The sequence below is a fragment of the Hyella patelloides LEGE 07179 genome, assembly GCF_900659865.1.
Taxonomy (GTDB): Bacteria; Cyanobacteriota; Cyanobacteriia; order Cyanobacteriales; family Xenococcaceae; genus Hyella; species Hyella patelloides.
Genome location: NZ_LR213907.1, coordinates 1 through 18256, shown reverse-complemented (window position 1 = coordinate 18256; position 18256 = coordinate 1). Strand labels below are relative to the sequence as shown.

12 protein-coding genes and 2 pseudogenes are annotated in these 18256 nt (G+C 40.1%); 5 read left to right on the top strand and 9 right to left on the bottom strand.

Annotated features, from left to right (window positions below):
* On the bottom strand, positions 1 to 1844 hold a 1844-nt coding region (locus H1P_RS20025; RefSeq protein WP_144870648.1), incomplete at its 3' end, for an HAD-IC family P-type ATPase.
* Positions 1845 to 2496: 652 nt separating this feature from the next.
* Here H1P_RS20025 and H1P_RS20020 point away from each other — a divergent pair.
* From H1P_RS20020 to H1P_RS20000, 4 genes are all read left to right on the top strand, one after another.
* A complete protein-coding gene (locus tag H1P_RS20020; RefSeq protein ID WP_144870646.1) occupies positions 2497 to 4350 on the top strand; it encodes a response regulator in 1854 nt (617 codons plus the stop codon).
* A 235-nt stretch (positions 4351 to 4585) separates the two neighbouring features.
* On the top strand, positions 4586 to 7003 hold the full coding sequence (locus H1P_RS20010) for an ATP-binding protein (RefSeq protein ID WP_144870642.1): 2418 nt from the start codon (positions 4586 to 4588) through the stop codon (positions 7001 to 7003).
* A 107-nt stretch (positions 7004 to 7110) separates the two neighbouring features.
* Positions 7111 to 7479: a response regulator gene (locus H1P_RS20005; RefSeq protein ID WP_144870640.1), complete on the top strand. Its 369-nt coding sequence runs from the start codon at positions 7111 to 7113 to the stop codon at positions 7477 to 7479.
* Positions 7480 to 7928: 449 nt separating this feature from the next.
* Positions 7929 to 8318, top strand: coding sequence for a response regulator (locus H1P_RS20000; protein ID WP_144870638.1), 390 nt, complete (start codon positions 7929 to 7931; stop codon positions 8316 to 8318).
* Positions 8319 to 8625: 307 nt separating this feature from the next.
* Here H1P_RS20000 and H1P_RS19995 read toward each other — a convergent pair whose 3' ends face one another.
* The 4 genes from H1P_RS19995 to H1P_RS19980 form a co-directional block, all read right to left on the bottom strand.
* Entirely contained in the window at positions 8626 to 9774 is a 1149-nt protein-coding gene (locus tag H1P_RS19995) for an FAD binding domain-containing protein (protein WP_144870636.1), read from the bottom strand.
* Positions 9771 to 11033, bottom strand: a complete 1263-nt coding sequence (locus tag H1P_RS19990) for an NAD(P)/FAD-dependent oxidoreductase (RefSeq protein ID WP_144870634.1) — start codon at positions 11031 to 11033, stop codon at positions 9771 to 9773. Before H1P_RS19990 ends, H1P_RS19995 begins: the two co-directional genes overlap by 4 nt.
* A 51-nt stretch (positions 11034 to 11084) precedes the next feature.
* Positions 11085 to 11729: a DsbA family oxidoreductase gene (locus tag H1P_RS19985; protein WP_144870632.1), complete on the bottom strand. Its 645-nt coding sequence runs from the start codon at positions 11727 to 11729 to the stop codon at positions 11085 to 11087.
* Positions 11730 to 11801: 72 nt separating this feature from the next.
* The gene (locus tag H1P_RS19980) at positions 11802 to 12908 is read right to left on the bottom strand and encodes an alkene reductase (protein ID WP_144870630.1); all 1107 of its coding nucleotides are present in this window, start codon (positions 12906 to 12908) and stop codon (positions 11802 to 11804) included.
* Positions 12909 to 13111: 203 nt separating this feature from the next.
* Here H1P_RS19980 and H1P_RS19975 point away from each other — a divergent pair, with 203 nt between their 5' ends.
* A complete protein-coding gene (locus H1P_RS19975; RefSeq protein WP_144870628.1) occupies positions 13112 to 13597 on the top strand; it encodes an Lrp/AsnC family transcriptional regulator in 486 nt (161 codons plus the stop codon).
* 328 nt (positions 13598 to 13925) lie between these two features.
* On the opposite strand, the gene ltrA is transcribed toward H1P_RS19975, so the two are convergent.
* The 4 genes and pseudogenes from ltrA to H1P_RS19955 form a co-directional block, all read right to left on the bottom strand.
* Complete coding sequence (gene ltrA, locus H1P_RS19970) at positions 13926 to 15755, bottom strand: group II intron reverse transcriptase/maturase (RefSeq protein WP_222427142.1); 1830 nt, start codon at positions 15753 to 15755, stop codon at positions 13926 to 13928.
* A 738-nt stretch (positions 15756 to 16493) separates the two neighbouring features.
* A pseudogene (locus H1P_RS19965) lies at positions 16494 to 17300 on the bottom strand (RNA-guided endonuclease InsQ/TnpB family protein); the annotation flags it as partial.
* A 19-nt stretch (positions 17301 to 17319) separates the two neighbouring features.
* Positions 17320 to 17962, bottom strand: a pseudogene (locus H1P_RS19960) (transposase).
* Positions 17928 to 18209, bottom strand: coding sequence for a transposase (locus tag H1P_RS19955; protein ID WP_144870624.1), 282 nt, complete (start codon positions 18207 to 18209; stop codon positions 17928 to 17930). The pseudogene H1P_RS19960 and the gene H1P_RS19955 overlap by 35 nt, the downstream one beginning before the upstream one ends.
* Between the last annotated feature and the right edge of the window lie 47 nt (positions 18210 to 18256).

Genomic DNA, 18256 nt, shown 5'->3' with positions numbered 1-18256 from the left:
ATCGATTGAGCAATTTCACGATCGCCCATTTGTGCCAATTGTTGCCCTTCAAAGGCTAAAACCTGCCCTGCTTTCTGAATCCCCATTCTTTTAGCGATCGCTTGTGCGGTAGTAATATGATCTCCAGTAATCATTTTCACGTTGATTCCCGCAGCCTTACAAGCATGGACAGCAGCGATCGCTTCTGGACGGGGCGGGTCAATCATACCCTGTAATCCTAGAAAAACTAAGCCTTTTTCAATGTCCTGATGATCTAGTGAATGCTGATGTGGAGCAGGTGCTTTTTGGGCAAAGGCTAGCACTCTTAATCCTTGCTTTGCCATTGTTTCTACTGCTTGTTCAATTTTTATCGGATCTAGGGGAATCACTCGATCATTGCAATCTATCATCTGAGAACAACGACTTATCAACGACTCCACCGATCCTTTAACATAAATTACAGGGTAAGCAGTATCATGCAACGTTGCCATATATTGATACTCGGATTCAAAAGGAATGGAATCCAATCTTGGTTTTGACGCTGCCAAACCAGATTGACTAAAACTAGCTTTAGCTGCTGCTGTAATTAATGCTCCTTCAGTGGGATCTCCCACCACTGACCAATCTTCTCCTGTTTGTTTTAATTGGGAATCATTACACAGTACCCCAGCTACTAAGCATTCCTCTAAAGCTGAGGGCAAACCATCCTGGAAAGGGCTTCCAGGCTTCCCATTAACTATTAGGCTGATTTCTCCTTTAGGACTATAGCCACTACCACTGACCCCATAGTATTCTCCTCCCACATAAATAGTCTGTACGGTCATTTGATTTTCCGTCAGTGTTCCTGTTTTGTCAGAACAGATAACAGTGGCACCCCCCAAAGCTTCAACTGCTGGTAGTTTACGAATAATGGCATTACGACGTGCCATGCGGTTGACTCCAATAGCTAAGGTAATGGTAACTACTGCTGGCAGCCCCTCAGGAATGGCACTAACCGCCAGTGCTACAGTAGCTTCAAACATATAGAGCCAAGATTCACCCTGTCCTAATCCGATCGCAAAAGTTAGGGCTGCTAAAGTTAAAACCGCATAGAGTAAAGTACGGCTAAATTTGGCAAACTTTCGAGTTAAGGGGGTAGTGAGACTAACTCGATTTTCCATCGCTTGAGATATCTGCCCGACTTCAGTATCATTGGCTGTAGCGACAACGATACCTGTACCCTGTCCAAAAGTGACAAAACTCCCCGCATAAGCCATATTTGTCCTTTCTGCGAGGGTTGTATCTGGTGATAAGGGTTGTATCGTTTTATCTACTGGCAATGATTCCCCTGTTAAGGCAGACTCATCCACCTGCAAATTACGAACCTTAAATAGCCTCAAATCCGCAGGAACTTTATCCCCCGATGCCAGCAAGACTACATCTCCAGGTACCAAGTCCCGTGAGGGAATCCGCAGGGTTTGTCCTTCTCGTAGCACAGTTACTTCTGTAGTTACTGTTTTAGCCAAAGAAGCGATCGCTCCTTCTGCTTGGGCTTCCTGCACATAGCCAATCACAGCATTAATCACCGTAACGCCCCAAATCACGGCTGCATTTGTCCAAGAACCCAAAATTGCTTTGATAGCCCCCGCTAGCAGTAGAATATAAAGCAAAGGTTGATGAAATTGCAGCAAGAACTTGAGCCAAGCTGGTTTACCTGGCTTAAATTGCAGTTCATTCCAGCCATGCTGTTCATAGCGATTAGCGACTTCCTCTGCGGATAAGCCCTCTTCTGAATTACTATTGAAGTATTTAATAACCTCTCTTGAGGAAAGTTGATGATAAGTGGAAAGTTTATCGTCAGATTGCGATCGCAATTGAACTGGCATCACGCCCCCCAATTATGTAGAAAAGTCTTCTCAATTGATAAAAAAGCTCTGAGGTATTGGCTTTTAGCTGATTTTGGTTTAACAAAAACTGAGAACTAGATCGATCTGCCTTAGCTTTTACCTAGACTTCTATAGCTCTTGAAAATGTGAATAAAGAGACTAAATAAAAATTTTTGAATCCAGTTTTAATATAGCTTAATATTAATCTTAAATTAATAATCATTTGGTTATTTATATGATAGAAAAACTGCAATCTTCAGTAAGTAGGTAGGCGGAATAGCTGATTACTTTATCAAACAAAATAACAAAGCTGAAATATAATTCGTTTTGGTTCTCTGGAGACGGGATTATAACTAATAAATTAGCTTAGAGTTATAAGAATATTGTATATATTATTATTCTCTTATTTTCTGAGGTAATCTGAGTTTAACCTTATGAGTCGCTCTAGTATATAAGGCTGCTGAGGAGGCAAGTTTTTGAGCCTGCTAATTTAGTAAAAAATTGTAAAGTTTTTGAGATTTTTGCAAAATTTTTATGTAGAAATATATTATAGAAATAATATCAATTTTTAATATTAGCTAATTGTTGGGTTTTCAGTATTCAAAAGTTGTCAATTCAATAAAGTACTGATAGATACTTCGATTTGCGTTTTATGAAAATTTTATTAGTTGAAGATGATAAGCTGATTGCTCAAACTTTAGAAAATATTCTCAGGGATCGTCATTATGTTGTAGATCTAGCTTCAGAAGGTCAATTGGGTTGGGAGTTTGTTGAGACTTATAATTATGACCTGATTCTGCTTGATGTTATGTTACCTAAACTTAATGGAATCGAGTTTTGTAAACGATTGCGCGATGCAGGGAATCAAACTCCTGTGTTATTATTAACTGCTCAAAGTTCTAGCAATAAAAAAGTAATGGGACTGGATGCAGGAGCAGATGATTATGTAGTTAAACCTTTTGAAATTTCTGAGTTATTAGCCCGTATTCGTGTTTTATTGCGTCGGCGAAATTCTCCAACGACACCAATTTTACAATGGGGAAAATTACGTCTCAATTCTAGTATCCATGAAGTAACTTATGACGATCGAGTATTAAATATAACCCCTAAAGAATATCGTTTATTAGAGCTTTTTATCGACAATGGCGATCGCGTTTTAACCCGCGAAATAATCTTGGATCGTCTCTGGGCTGTGGAAGAAGCACCTAATAACAATACTGTTAGCGCACATATAAAAGACATACGGCGCAAACTAAAAAAAGCAGGAGCTAATGCTGATTTTATAGAAACTGTCTATGGTGTTGGCTATCGTCTCAAACCATTAAGTACTCTAAAAGGAAAGAGGAGTAAGGAACGGGGGATCAAGAAAGAGATAAATACAGAAACACAATTACGAAAACAAACCAGAGAGGCATTAACAGCTGTTTGGCAACAATTTGAGAAGCTGCATAGCGATCGCTTATCGATTCTGGAAAAAGCTAATCTTGCTTGGCAAAAGCATTCTTTGGAAGGACAACTCTTACAACAGGCTCAATGGGCTGCTCATAAGCTAGCGGGAGGATTAGGTATTTTTGGCTTTAATCAAGGCTCTAGTTTAGCAGTTGAAATGGAACAATTATTAAAAATTCAGTCAGATTCGGATCGAGATCGAGCCAGACATTTTTCAGAGCTATTATTCGCTTTAAAAAATTCTTTAAAATCCAATTCTCAGCCATTGTTAACCCCAGTAAATCAGCATCGACCTGTAATATTAGCCGTAGATAATCAGTCTCAGTTAGTACAGCAAATTATGGCAGAGATGTCTGCTGTAGCCATGAAGTTTGAGATGGTTACAAATCCTAGAGCCACTAAAAAAGCTTTGGTTCAAGCTAATGTAGATGTTATTATTTGGCAATTTTCTTTAGCTGATGAGACGGCAAATACTTTAAATGATTTTATTGATGTTATTAACGATAGATTCCCTTTACCAATCATTCTCTTTACTGATAATAACAACCAAGACGATCGCCTAAAAATCACTCGCCTCACTCATCCGATATTGCTACAAAGAGCTTCCATAGATAATCGTGCCGTAAAAGCGATTGTTAAAGCCTTACAACAAGCTCGTCATAAAGTAGCCAAAGTTTTAGTGGTAGATGACGATTCGCAGGTATTAGCAGCGATCGATAGTTTATTAGATCCTTTAAACATAGAATTAACTGTTTTAGATAATCCACTTAATTTTTGGCGTTTTATTGCTGAGTTCAAACCAGATTTACTTATTTTAGATTTTGCCATGCCTCAATTGACTGGCATCGAACTCTGTCAGCTAGTAAGAAACGATCCTCGTTGGCGAGAGTTGCCAATTTTGTTTTTGACAATTCACAACGATCTTGGCACCATGCAACAAATTTTGAGTGCAGGAGCTAACGACTGTATTAGCAAAACCTTAGTCCAGTCAGAATTAATTCCCAAAATATTCAATCATCTCGATCGCAGGCAATTCTACTATTCAGTCAACCTTTAGATAGAGGAAGCAGAAAAAGTAATGAGTAATGAGTAATAAGTAATAAGTAATAAGTAATAAGTAATAAGTAATGAGTAATAAGTAATAAGTAATAAGTAATAAGTAATAAGTAATAAGTAATAAGTAATAAGTAATAAGTAATAAGTAATAAGTAATAAGTAATGAGTGATTGCTACAAACAACGAGCAAACAACCACTAACAATTAGCTACTAACCACCAACCACGAAGCAACCAATGACAAAGAAAAAAAAAGTTGATTCTCTAGAAATGATGCTGCATCGAATGATCGATCGCATTCGTCAATCTTTAGAGTTATCGGTAATTCTTTCAAGTACTGTTGCCGAGGTTCGAGCTTTTTTAAATACTGACCGAGTTAAAATCTATCAATTTGAAGCAGACGGTAGTGGAGAAGTGGTTGCAGAATCAGTAGATAGCCAAAAGTTGTCATCATTATTGGGTCAACATTTCCCTGCTGAAGATATTCCGCTAGAAATACGCGAACTTTATTTAAGAGAGCGTCAAAGAACCATTGTGAACATCGCTTCTCGCCAAATTGGGATGAGTTCATCAGTAAACGGCAACAGCGAGGCTGAGATAAAGTTTCGAGAGGTAGATCCTTGTCATGCTGAGTATTTAGTGGCAATGGGAGCACAGTCTTCGTTGGTAGTTCCCATTGTGGATCGCGATCGCCTATGGGGATTGTTGGTTTCTCATCATAGTTTGCCTCAAATAGTAACCAAGAATGAATTAGAAGTGGTTCAGTTAATTGCCGATCAAACTTCAATTGCGATCGCTCAATCTAACTTATTAGAGTCTACTCGCGCCCAAGCGAAACAAGAAGCCTCGATTAATCGTGTGGGTGAATTTTTACATTCTATGACTGAAATGCAGTTACAAAAAGCTTTAAAGCAAACTGTTTTCGCTGTGCAAGGATCGGGAGGTCGAGTTTATATTACCCCTCAAAATACAGAATCAGAAGGGCAATTGTTTGTTTCTGGAGAACAGCCTTTACTACTGGCTCAAGAGGAAGAGAATAGTCAGTCTTTTGTTCCTCTTGAAAAACATCCCAGTTGGCAAACATGGCTTAAAAATACGCTGCAAAGTAGAGATTTAGCTTTACCCTTAGCGATCGCTGATTTTGATGCGAATCCATTACCTTCAGATTGGAAGATTTGCTTTAAACCCACTAGAATTAAGAGTATTATTACGATTAAGTTAGAATATCGGCAAAAAATCTTAGGTTATCTCAGTATCTTTCGTCAAGGAATCGATATCGAAACTATTTGGGCAAAAAGACCAGATCGCGATGATCCTCGCAATCAGTTTCCGAGAAAATCTTTTGAGATTTGGCGCGAACTCAAACAAAATAAAGCTCGTCCTTGGACAAGTAGCGAAATTGAACTAGCTCAAACTTTGGGTAATCACTTTGCGATCGCAATTTATCAATATCAACTTTACCAACAGGTTCGCGCCCTCAATGCTTCTTTAGAACTGAGAGTGCAAGAGCGCACAGCAGAGTTACAGCAAGCTAATCAGAAATTAGTTCAAGAAATAAGCGATCGCCTCAAAACAAGAGCTTCCTTAGAAAGACTAAGCCATCAAAACGAACTAATTTTAAACTCAGCAGGAGAGGGTATTTATGGCTTAAACCTCGAAGGAATTACCACCTTTGTCAATCCTGCTGCTGCGGAAATTCTTGGATATGGTGTTGATGAGTTAGAAAGCCAGCCGATACACGAAATTGTCAACCATTCTACAGCCGAAGGAATTGTTTATTCCTGGCAAGAAACTCCTATTTATCAAACCCTGCAAACGGGGGAAATACATTACATAACCAACGAAATATTTTGGCGCAAAGATAGAACGAATTTTCCCGTAGAGTACGTTAGTACCCCAATTAGAGAACAAGAGCAAATTGTGGGTGCGGTAGTAATTTTTAAAGACATTACCGAAAGACTAATTATCGACCGCATGAAAGATGAATTTGTCTCTGTGGTCAGTCATGAACTACGAACCCCTTTAACCTCAATTCGGAGTGCCATTGGTGTGCTGTCTAGTGGTCGTTTAGAGCCAAAATCTAGCAAAAGTCAACGTTTGTTAGAAATTGCCCTGAATAACTCCAATCATCTGGTACGTTTAATTAACGACATTTTGGACTTAGAGCGGATCAAATCTGGCAAAGTAACCATGCTCAAAGAAAACCATAATGCTGCCGATTTAATGACTGATGCGGTAGAAATTGTGCAGAGTATGGCGGATAAAGCGCAAATAACCATCTCTGTAACCCCATTATCAGTTCAACTCTGGAGCGATCGCGATCGCCTAATTCAAACTCTGACTAACTTACTCAGCAACGCCATTAAATTTTCACCACCCCATACTACTGTTCATCTAGATGCTCAATTACAAAGTGATGGCACGATCAGATTTGAGGTTAAAGATCGTGGTCGAGGTATTCCCCCAGACAGCTTAGAAACAATATTCGATCGCTTCCAACAAGTAGACGCTTCCGATTCCCGCGATCGTGGTGGAACGGGTTTAGGACTAGCAATTTGTCGTAGCATTGTGCAACAGCATGGTGGTCAAATTTGGGTAGAGAGCATCTTAGGTCAAGGTAGTACATTTTGTTTTACTTTACCCATTGGTGATTAACTGCCTGGGCAAAACTGATTATACATTTCTACTCACTACCTCGCACGTTCGCGATTCTGACCAGGGTCACTCGTCTACTTGCTACTCTCTCTAGAGGCAAACAACCAATGACTAAAACAATTTTAATAATAGACGATGATGATGATATTCGGGAGGCGACCCAAATTTGTCTGGAAATCATTGGTGATTGGAAAATTATCACAGCAAGTTCGGGAAGAGAGGGGTTACAAGAAGCAACCAACCAAAAGCCTGACGTTATTCTCTTGGATGTCATGATGCCCGATATGGATGGAATAGAAACTTTTACACAACTACAGGCTAATACGGCTACTCAAAACATCCCAGTTATTTTTTTAACAGCAAAAGCCCAACCAGCCGAACAACGGCAGTTTACTCAGCTTAAAGTATCGGGAGTAATTACTAAACCCTACGATCCCTTTGAATTATCAGATAACATTACCAAAATTTTAGGTTGAAAATTATTAGTTATTGCAGATAAAATTTCCGACAACTAGAGCAACAATGATTACAGAAATTAAAACCATCACCACATCTTTTATCTTTAATGTTTCTGTCAATTAGCTGTAAGCGCGATTGCCATAAGCAGGGCTATTTCAACTGAAGCTCGAACTCCTTTAGGTACGCTTGCTCCCATAATTTGGTCGGGGCATTAACCCTTTATAGCTATAAGCGCGATTGCTATGGAAGGCTTATAGCTTATAGCTTATAGCTTATAGCTAAACCTAATGAGGAATTTTCTGGCTTTCCTTGGAAAATAAGTATCTTGAGAAGCGATCGATCGCCTTGACTGAATTTGAAGATTTTCAAGAAAAAATTACATTGTGTAGTTTTTATTCTTCATTATTTATTCAGATTTATTGTCTAGGATACAAACAAAAGATTTATAGTTGATTTTTATTAGTCGATGTCTATTCAAACTCGACGCATTTTACTGATTCATCCCCATGATGTGATTGAAGAAATGATGCAGCTTTGTCTGGAAACTATTCCTGACTGCGAAGTCATAACGGTCAATTCTGGTTTTGAGGCTCTTGAGAAAGCTTCAGCAGAACAAATTGGTGCTATATTACTCGATCTCGATGAAACAATGCCCGATTTGTGCTGGAGAGAAATATGCCAAAATTTAAGACAAAATCCTTTAACCAATTCCATTCCCCTCATTTTATTGACGGCTACGCCTCAATCTCAGGAGCTACTTGAATTTCAGCAAACAAAAAAAATAAAAGCGATCTCTAAAACCTTCGATCTGCTTAATTTAACAACTCAGGTTTCTCGTTTACTAAAGTGGAATTGACCAACGCAAAAAGTGCTGTCTCCGTCGTGTCTTGAAGAGCATTCCCTAGATATCGAAATAACCTGTGACTCCCTTGTTTTGTAATTTTAAAAACGCTACGCGATTAGCTGTAAGCTATAGGCTATAAGCTATTAGCTACAAGCTGGCATAGTGAGGGAATTAAAACCACCACGCGCGCCTTATTCCACTTCGTGCATAGTGGAGGAGTTAAACCTGGCTTAGAAGCTCAGAGCTTAAAGCTGTTAGCTAGTTAAAAACAATTTTCTATCTTGACAATGAAGTCTCATTAAGCGAAGTTGAGACTAAGCTATTTATCCCATCTTTTCTTCCCATAGACAAATTGGGAAGTTTCTCCTAAATCTCGACCACGTTTCCAGAGATGCATTCCTAAAGCAAGCTGGTCGAATTCCCAAGCTTTGAGAGCATTAAGTACATTGTGGTTATTCTCAACAAGAGCATCGGCAAGAGCGATCGCATTTGCAGCAGCTTTAGAGACACTGGCTGCTGTATGGGGGCGGGGAATAAATGCGGAATCTCCTACCAGAGCGACACGCCCAAACATCATGTTAGGCACTCCTAAATCTAAAATTGCCTGTACGAAAGGTTCTTTAGTAGCTGCTATAAGTTTTTGAAAAGGGGGGACTAAAACTCGGCTAGCATAGGAACGCATCTCTTTTTCAATATCATTCGCCATCATTCCAGGCGGGATAGAATAATCTCGGCGTTTGCCATTTTTATCTGTCAAAATGCGGGGTAATTCGGTAGCTTCATCATAATTGACATACCAAACCCAGTTAAAGCGACGTTCTCCAGGAACTAAAGATTCGTTCTCCCCTGGAATCACATACTGAAGAATATGGGAATTGCGGAATTGATAAAAAACAAATCTTTCGGTCATAATAGCTGCCGTTTCTGGGTCTAGGTCTTTCTCGTCTACCAGCCCTCGATAACCAACATATCCAGCGTACATGGGGTCGTATGTTGGTAAGAGAATTTGGCGAACGGTGGAACTTAAGCCATCTGCACCAATTAATAAATCTCCTGTCATCTGAGTGCCGTCGGCAAAAAGTGCCGTAACTTGTTTGTCGTGTTGTTGAAGATTAGTCAGACATTTTCCTTGATGGTAATGCTCGTTGGGGAAATGTCGCTTCAATGAGTTGTAGAGGGAGTTCCAAGAGGTTAGGGTCTGACTCATGGGCATTGTCTGAATGCTCCCATTACGCTGCAAGTAATACCGTTCTTTTGCCATTACACCCAAATTTTGATGAGGAATATCCGCCATTCTAAAAGCTTCAACTACATCTGGCTGTAAAACTACCCCACCTCCTCGACTGCTAAGAGTACGGGGTGAACGTTCGTAAATATCTACGTGCCAGCCAATTGAACGTAATAAAACCCCTGTAAATAACCCAGCCAACGAACCACCAATTACAATCGCCTGACGCTCTGTATTCACTTGGTTTCCTCTAAATACTTGTGGACGAAAGTAACTGCCATTGCTCCCTCTCCAACCGCAGAAGCAACTCGTTTAACCGAACCGTGTCTGACATCTCCCGCAGCAAAAGAGCCTGGAACGCTAGTCTCTAGATAAAAAGGCTCCCGTTCTAATTTCCAACAATCAGGGCAACCATTTTTAAGTAAGTCAGAACCCGTAAGCAGAAACCCCGCCTTGTCTCGAATAATATTGGTATCTTTTGCCCATTCCGTATTGGGAACACCCCCTATACAAATAAAGAGGTGCTGGGTATCAACCTGCTGTGTTGACCCATCGCGACGGTCGGTAATGGTAATCTGTTGTAAGTTTTTCTCTCCCTGAAGTTCGCTGACTTGAGAGTTAAACAGCACCTCAATATTGCTAGTATTGGTAATGCGTTTGAGTAAATACTCAGATAGAGAATCTGCCAAATTACCGCTACGAACTAGCATTGTCACCTTTTGAGCAAACTGAGAGAAGTACATCACAGCTTGCCCTGCTGAATTACCACCACCGACGACAAAGATGTGCTTGTCAGAACATAACGGGGCTTCACTAGCACCCGCACCGTAATATACTCCACGATTGAGAAATTCATCTTCTTTGGGGAGATTGAGCCTACGATATTCAACCCCAGTAGCGCAGATATTGGCACGGGCTATCATTTTGTTACCATTTGCCATATCGACATAAATTCTGTTGTCTCTAAATTCCGCTTTGACTCCCTCTCGTAAAATCAGCAATTCAATGCCAAATTTAACTGCTTGCTGTCGCGCTTTCTCTGCCAAGTCAGCACCGCTAATTCCTTCGGGAAAGCCTAAATAATTTTCAATCAGAGAACTGCTACCTGCTTGTCCGCCCACGGCATGACGCTCGATGAGAACCGTACGCAATCCTTCAGATGCAGCATATACCGCAGCACTCAAACCAGCAGGGCCAGCACCATAAATCGACAGGTCATATTCTTTAAATCTCGGCTGCGTTACCCAACCCAACTGTTGAGCAACCTCTCGCACGGTGGGGGCAAATAGTTGAGTTCCGTTACTCAGTTCAACAATTGGTAAACGTAACTCGTCTACGGTCGAAAAACCCAATTCTCGATAACAATCTTCGTCACAGGTTAATTCAATCCAATCAAATTCGACGACGCTGCGTTTGAGAAAATCGCGGATTTCATAGGCTGATGCGGAATTGGGTTGACCGTAGAGTTTGACTTTGGAAATATTTGAATCTTTAGCCATAATTTTTACCCGTTACTCGATCGCTTCTGTATGGGGTGGATAAATAAGTAGTTATGCTTTTGTCATTTGCATGAGGGCATTTTGTAGGGCAGATAGAAACACTTCTACCGACTGACCCCCAACAATGATTTCTCGACCGATTTTGATGGTTGGTACGCTAAAAATATTTCGGCTAGCTGCCTGTTTTTCCCATTCTCGAACTTCTTTGACACCCGCATCGGTATGAAGAAAATCTTGGGCTTGTTGTCGATCCATGCCAATATCAGCAGCGAGTTTAGCTAAAGTATCAATATCTGTAATATCTTTTCCTTCAGTAAAATAGCCGTTGAGAATCCGAGTAGCCATTTCAGTAGCTTTATTTAAAGAAGCAGCCAACCAAGTCAAGCGATGAGCTTTGAGGGTGTTGGGAGTCTTTTTCATTAGATCGTAACGAAAGTTAATTCCATCATTCTTAGTTGCTTGGATTGTCTGAGCATCAAGTTGTCGGGAATATTCCCAGCTACCAAATTTGTTAGTTCGATAAGCCCTGCGCTCCATTCCTGCTTCTGGCATGGTGGGGTTTAGCTCATAGGGATACCAAATCTGTTTAATTTCAGTAGCAGTATTAAGTTGTTTGATTGCTTTGTTAAGTTGTGTTTCTGCAACTAAACACCAAGGACAAATAAAGTCTGAGGTGATTTCAATAGTTAAAGTCATGTCAATCCACTTATAGAATGAGACAGTATTAATTTTTCTAGTCGTAATTTAGAAAAATGTAAGTCAACTAAATTACTCAAGGATCGGATAATCGGTATATCCTTCTTCGCCACTGGTATAGAAAGTGTTGCGATTGTGTTTATTAAGAGAAGCATTCAACGCAAAGCGTTGGGGCAAATCGGGATTGGCTAAGAAAAGACGACCATATGCCACAAAATCAGCATCATTACTTTGCAAAATCGCCTCGCCTAGATCGCGGTTGTAGCCTCCTGCTGTGATAATTGCCCCCTGAAAGATAGGGCGGAAAAACTTGGCTCCTAAACCCTTACCATCATCTTCAATGGTTACGTTACCTCTAATACGTGGTTCAATGACATGAAGATAACTTATGCCTAAGCGATTTAATTCTTGAGCAACATAACTAAAAGTAGCGGTGGGATTAGAATCGTGCATATCGTTGAAATTACTACTGGGGGACAGACGTACCCCAACTCTTTCTTTACTCCAAACTTCTACTACTGCTCGAACAACTTCCAGTAGAAAACGCGATCGCTTTTCTACTGGACCACCATATTTATCAGTTCGCTGATTGGAATTATCTTGGAGAAACTGATCGGGCAAATAGCCGTTACCAGCATGAATTTCCACTCCATCAAAACCAGCATTCAGGGCATTTTTTGCCCCTTGCCGAAATTGTTCGATAACTATCGGTATTTCTTCTAGCTTTAGTTCTCTAGGGGTAACATGAGGTGGTTGTCCATAAGGAAGATCGGCTAGAGCATTAGCAGCAATAGGGCTGGGAGCGATGGGAATTTCTTCCTCTTCTAGTAAGGATGGATGGGCGACTCGCCCCGCGTGCCACAGTTGTAAAAATATTTTGCCACCTTTGTTATGAACGGCTTTTGCGATCTGTTTCCAACCTTCTATTTGCTCTTGATTATAAATTCCAGGTGTATTAGCGTAACCAATACCATTACGAGAAACCTGAGTTGCTTCGCTAATAATCAATCCCGCAGAAGCACGTTGAGCATAATAAAGAGCATTTATTGGTTGAGGAACATAACCATCACCCGCACGGCAGCGAGTTAAAGGTGCAAGAATCATCCGATTGTCAAGTTTTAGTTTGCCTAAAGTAGCAGGAGAGAGTAATTTGAGTTTTGTAGTAGTTGTCGTAGTCATAATTTGTCTTTTTGTGATTGTTTGAAAAATTGAGTCAGAAAAATCTTATCAACTTATTCAGCGATCGCTTTACACTATTCAACTAATTTAATTTTATAAGGTTTAGCTAGCTATATAAATAGATAAAGTAAGCTATTTAACTAAAAAAGCTTAAAATACAAATGTATTTTAAGCTTTTAACCTAATAAAATTTAAAAAATAAAATGGCAAGCGATCGACAATTAAAACTATTAGATAAAACAAGTTGGCAAATTCTCGCAATCTTGCAAGAAAACGCTCGTATTCCCTTTAAAGAACTAGGCAAACAGGTTAGACTTTCTGCTCCCGCCGTAGCTGAACGAGTTCGTCGCTTAGAAGAGGCTGGAATAATTACCCGCTATCGTGCGGAATTGAATTTAGAAAAGCTCGGATTGTCGATTATGGCATTTGTTACCTTTAGATCCTTCCCTGATAAGTGTGAAGAATTGAAACTGCTTCTCCATGAATCTCCAGAGGTACAATCTTCTTATCGCATCACAGGTAGCGATCATTATTTAGCCAAGGTTTCGGTAACTTCCGTGGGTCATTTAGAACAACTGGTAGATCGTTTTATTACCTATTCAACTGTCACTACTTCAATTGTGCTTTCAACTCCAATTTCTGGAAGAGTAATCGATGATGAAATATTTCCAGAGGTGGTTGAGAAATAAAGGGGCAAAGCCCCAGCTATAAGTGAGGGCGACCCCTCGGAGGTTTCCTCCGATTGGGAACGCGCCCGAACCCGAAGGGCTAGTTAACGTGATGTACCTACGCTGAACCGTTAGGTCAGCGTAGGCTTCTCTAGACCCCGAAGGGCAGAGAGAACTTGCTTCAAGGTACTATTAGTAGTAGAAGCAACCACTACTGGATTCCCTTTACGCCGTTATTAAAGTCAGTAGACGAGTCACCCCGTCTACTGCTCTACAAAACGGTACGTGAACCTTTCGACTCATACCGCTCCTCAATAAGACGGCTGTTGTTATCAGTACGTCTCAGAACTTATGTGATTAACATTCCTTCAAGCCAGTACCATCCTTCAGGAAGTTTGACTGGTTTGAATAGAGTCTCGTTCGAGCCGTCAATCATTGTTTTTCTGTCATGGCAATGTTGATGTCGCAATTGAAGATTATTGTAGTAATCCGTTCCACCTTTTGATTTTGGGATTATATGGTCTTTTTCAATTACATCATCGTGTAAGAACGCCAGACCGCACCAATTACATTTTCCTTTTTGGATTTTTAGTAGTTTGGCTTTGCTTTGAGGCATAAGTGGGTTTTTACCCATGCGTGAACTCCAATAGATTAGATTTCCGTCAAACGGACTACTTTCGCCATTGACTTTGACGTATCGCTTGACCTTTGTATCACTGTGATAATAAAGCCTATCGCTGATTATTCCGTCTTTAGTATTGGCAAATATCCAATCTTTACTTCTAAAAGTGTTTTTCTTATTATCGTAAATCGACTCGCTTTGAAAATATTTGCTTTTAAGCCATTTCTTTCCTTTGTTTCTATGTCGTTTTACAGCCCATTTCCAGAGTTTCCAGGTAGTTAATGCGTCCAATCTATCGAACGCTTCACTACTTACTACTGTGGCATAGTAATTGCACCATCCTCTGATTACAGGGTTGAGTTTTCCTATTAGCCTTTCTTGCTTAAGTGCCTTACCAGAGTTGATAATGTCCGCAAGTTTGTCGTAGTGTGTTTTAATGCTCTTTTTACTGGGTTTGATAAGTGTTTTAAAACCTAGTGTATTACCATGTGGATTTTTACCACTGTTGTATTTTCCAACTTTATATTGTCGAATATTGAATCCGAGAAAGTCAAAACCAGCTTTTTCCTTACCTACGTTGTGTAGGGTGTGGGTCAATCTGGTTTTACTAGGTTTTAGCTCTAGTCCTATGTCGTTTAACCACTTAGAGATGATTTCTCTACAACTTTGTACAACGGAATGTTTTTCGTGAAGGATAACAAAATCGTCAGCATATCTGATTAGTGAGATAGAAAATCTTTTATCTCTTTTGCCTAACTGTTTTCCGCGATAGTTTTTCATATCAAGGGTTTCGGCATATTTCTTTATGCGTTCTTCCATTCCATGTAGGGCAATATTAGCTAAAAGTGGGCTTGCCACTCCACCTTGCGGTGTACCCTCAGTTGTTTCGGAAAGTGTGTAGTCCTGCCATATCCCAGCTTTTAGCCAAGCTCGTATTTGTCTACGTAGGGTAGGGTAAGTATTTAGTTTTTCAAGTAACTTCCGATGGTCGATTTTATCAAAGCATTGGCTAATATCTGCATCCAAAACATATTTTGATTTTTGCTTGATTGCGAGGAAAATTGCTTTGATAGCATCTTGACATGAACGTCCAGGTCTGAATCCGTGTGAGTTTGGTTCAAACTTTGCCTCCCATTCTGGCTCAAGAGCCATCTTTACGAGACACTGCACTGCTCGGTCTTGCATTGTCGGTATCCCCAAAGGTCTTTTCTCATCCTTCCCTGGTTTGGGTATAAATACCCGCCTTACAGGAGACGCTTTGGAGTTCAAGGTGATTTTATCAACCAGTTTGAAACGTTTCTTTGGGGATAGATTTTTAATTCCGTCCACACCTGCCGTTTTAGCACCCTGGTTATCTTGAGTTACCTTTCGTACCGAGATAAGTTTTGCACTTCTGGATTTTAGTAGTAGTTTTTGGAGTCGTCTTACATTTTTGACATCACCACGTTTTGACGCTTGATAGATACGCTTTTGAAGCTTATACAGAACTTTCTCGAATTTCTTCCAGGGTAGTTCTGACCATTCATACTCTTGTCGAATAAATTCAACGTTGTCCATGACATTTACACTTTTACTTGTGTCTCTATCTTCCGTTTCATCGTGAGTCCGTCTGCATATACTCTTCATTACAAAGAGTCGTTGGCTTCTGACTCTATCTTTATCAACTGCTCCCTAGCGAATGAAACTAGATGTTACATCTTGGTTGATTACTCAAGCTTTCGACCTTGTTGCTTGAGAAGAACAATTGATTTACTTCGTTCCACATACCATTTGTTTGCTCTTTTAGGTGGGAATCTATTTGCCCGTTTTAGGTAACGCAAAACTCTCATTATAAATAGGAGTTTACCTGTTGAAGACTGCTTGTAGCAGACTCTTTGCCTTTTTAGGACTCCCAGCGTATTAAGCCTTTTTCGCTGGTTTCCCCTTGGGACAATTCAGTCGATTCCTTAGACCTTGTTCACCGTGAGAGCTTGCCAATGAGAAAACCACATTAGGCTAGCAGTTTTAATTTCATCGTCCCCCTGCTTTACGGATTGATGACCAGTCGCTACCGTAAGGGTTTTGCTTTTCACTTTGCGTCTAAGTGGTTGGACTTGTATCATTTAAGTTGAGAGTGTTTCCATTCTTTAACCCTTACTGTCTTTGTTACGGTAATAACTCGGTAAGGTTAACTCACCAACATGGTTATGTAGTTGTCAGCTGTTGAGGATTAAAGTGCGAACTCTACCATTACTGGTTACTCAACAGAAGCCCCCAATCCCCCTCATAAGAGGTTTCTGGGGAACGAATCGCACTTATAGTTGGGAACACATCCAGCCCAACTCTCTTGATATTAATTCCTGCCGATAGATCGCGGTCAATCAAAAGTTGATATTCTTCATCCCAATATTCTCGAATACTGCAATCAGTAAAGATAAACTCATCTCTGTATGGCAGCAGTTGAGATGTGTATTGAGGATTTACAGGTATAACATACGCTCCAGCTTTTTCAGCTTTGAACTTTAGTATGTTGAAAAACTGACCAAATGCAGCGTCAGACCAAGATTTTGCCAATCCTGATTTAGCTTTCTGCCCATTAGGTAAGAACTTACCTTCATCGTCAGTTTTTGGTTTATTCCTTCTGCTTAATCTAGCTGGATTAAGCTTTTCATGAAAGAAAACAGACGCGCCCGTATTTAGTAGTGCATGGGCTGTATTGTAAGCGTGGTCTTTCCTAGCCCTAGCTATCTGCTGATGTAATTTCGCCTCTCGTTTAGCTAATTTGCGACGAGACTTACTGCCTTTTTTCTGAGTAGATTTTCGCTTAGATATAGACGCTAGTTTGCTTTGCGATTTCCGAAATGACTTAAGACTAGGCAGTTTAACCCCCTCAGATGTAGCTAGGTAGTCATCTTCGTGAAGAACTGCGTCCATACCTAGCGAGTTTTCCCAAGTTGGTGTAATTTCAGACGCGAAATTAGGAACAGTTTTGTCTTCTAGTCTTAAGTTAATGTACCAACCATCCGCCTTCTTGATTATCTGCGCTTGCTTTAAAACTGCACCATCAGGTAAAGGTCTATGATGGCGTACATTGACTATGCCTATTTTTGGCAGTGATATATAGAACCCAAATGGGTTCTTTTTAAGCAGTAGCAAGTCTTTTGAGCATCAGTCTGACAAAACAAAGATTAAGTTTGGCAGTCGCTCCTGTCAAGAGTTCTCTCAACAGCGCGATTATACAAGCGGAGGTTTCCTCCGCTTGTATAATCGCGCTCAAAATTTTTGACTAAACTTTTACATCGTTCCATCCAAGAGTTGCTTCTTTCAATTACCCACCTGGCTTTTACAGGGACAAAACCTGTTTTTCCTAGCTTTTTCTTGTCTACTTTCGACGGTTTAGGAGATAGCTTAAATCTAATCTTGGTCATAATCTGAGGATAAATCTGCTCCAATTCTTCCTTCAGTTTTTCAGGGTGATATCCGTTGTCAATGAGGATGGTAATTTTGGGGATATTTACAGGTTTCGATTTAAAGTAATCGATATTATTGCTGAACATCTCAATTAAACCCTTATCGTCAGATAGGTTAGCCTTGGTACAGTGAGTCAAAAAAGTCAACCCCAAAGTTTCTACAGCTAAATGTCGCTTAATTCCGTTAGTAGACTTGTAGAAACAAAACCCTTTACTTTCCACACTGGCATTACAAGTATTTTTCACTGCTTGTGAATCAATTATGAGTAAAGTTGTCCACTTACTTTTTTTTGACCTGTTCTCGAACTCGACCATGTAAGACCTTCATTATTTTTTCAATTACACCTTCGGCTCGCCATTGTTTGTAGTGCCAAAATACGGTTGAATAGGGTGGCAAATCTGGCGGTAAATCACACCAATTACATCCATTTTTCAGCTGATACAAAACACCATCTAAAATATCTCGCTTACTCCATTTTGGCGGTTTAGTTCTTTTTCTCTTTGGTAACAGAGGTTTAATGATTTCCCATTCCTTATCAGTCAGACTGCTGGTATATGGCATTTTCTCTCCATTATACTTTTTTGTGAAGAACCCAAATGGGTTCTATA

Excerpts from the sequence above, each read along its gene's own strand:
- H1P_RS19955 (WP_144870624.1), bottom strand. The coding sequence starts at position 18,209 with ATGCCATATACCAGCAGTCTGACTGATAAGGAATGGGAAATCATTAAA.
- H1P_RS19990 (WP_144870634.1), bottom strand. The coding sequence starts at position 11,033 with ATGGCTAAAGATTCAAATATTTCCAAAGTCAAACTCTACGGTCAACCC.
- H1P_RS19985 (WP_144870632.1), bottom strand. The coding sequence starts at position 11,729 with ATGACTTTAACTATTGAAATCACCTCAGACTTTATTTGTCCTTGGTGT.
- H1P_RS19980 (WP_144870630.1), bottom strand. The coding sequence starts at position 12,908 with ATGACTACGACAACTACTACAAAACTCAAATTACTCTCTCCTGCTACT.
- H1P_RS20005 (WP_144870640.1), top strand. The coding sequence starts at position 7,111 with ATGACTAAAACAATTTTAATAATAGACGATGATGATGATATTCGGGAG.
- H1P_RS19975 (WP_144870628.1), top strand. The coding sequence starts at position 13,112 with ATGGCAAGCGATCGACAATTAAAACTATTAGATAAAACAAGTTGGCAA.
- H1P_RS20020 (WP_144870646.1), top strand. The coding sequence starts at position 2,497 with ATGAAAATTTTATTAGTTGAAGATGATAAGCTGATTGCTCAAACTTTA.
- H1P_RS20000 (WP_144870638.1), top strand. The coding sequence starts at position 7,929 with ATGTCTATTCAAACTCGACGCATTTTACTGATTCATCCCCATGATGTG.
- H1P_RS20010 (WP_144870642.1), top strand. The coding sequence starts at position 4,586 with ATGACAAAGAAAAAAAAAGTTGATTCTCTAGAAATGATGCTGCATCGA.
- ltrA (WP_222427142.1), bottom strand. The coding sequence starts at position 15,755 with ATGGACAACGTTGAATTTATTCGACAAGAGTATGAATGGTCAGAACTA.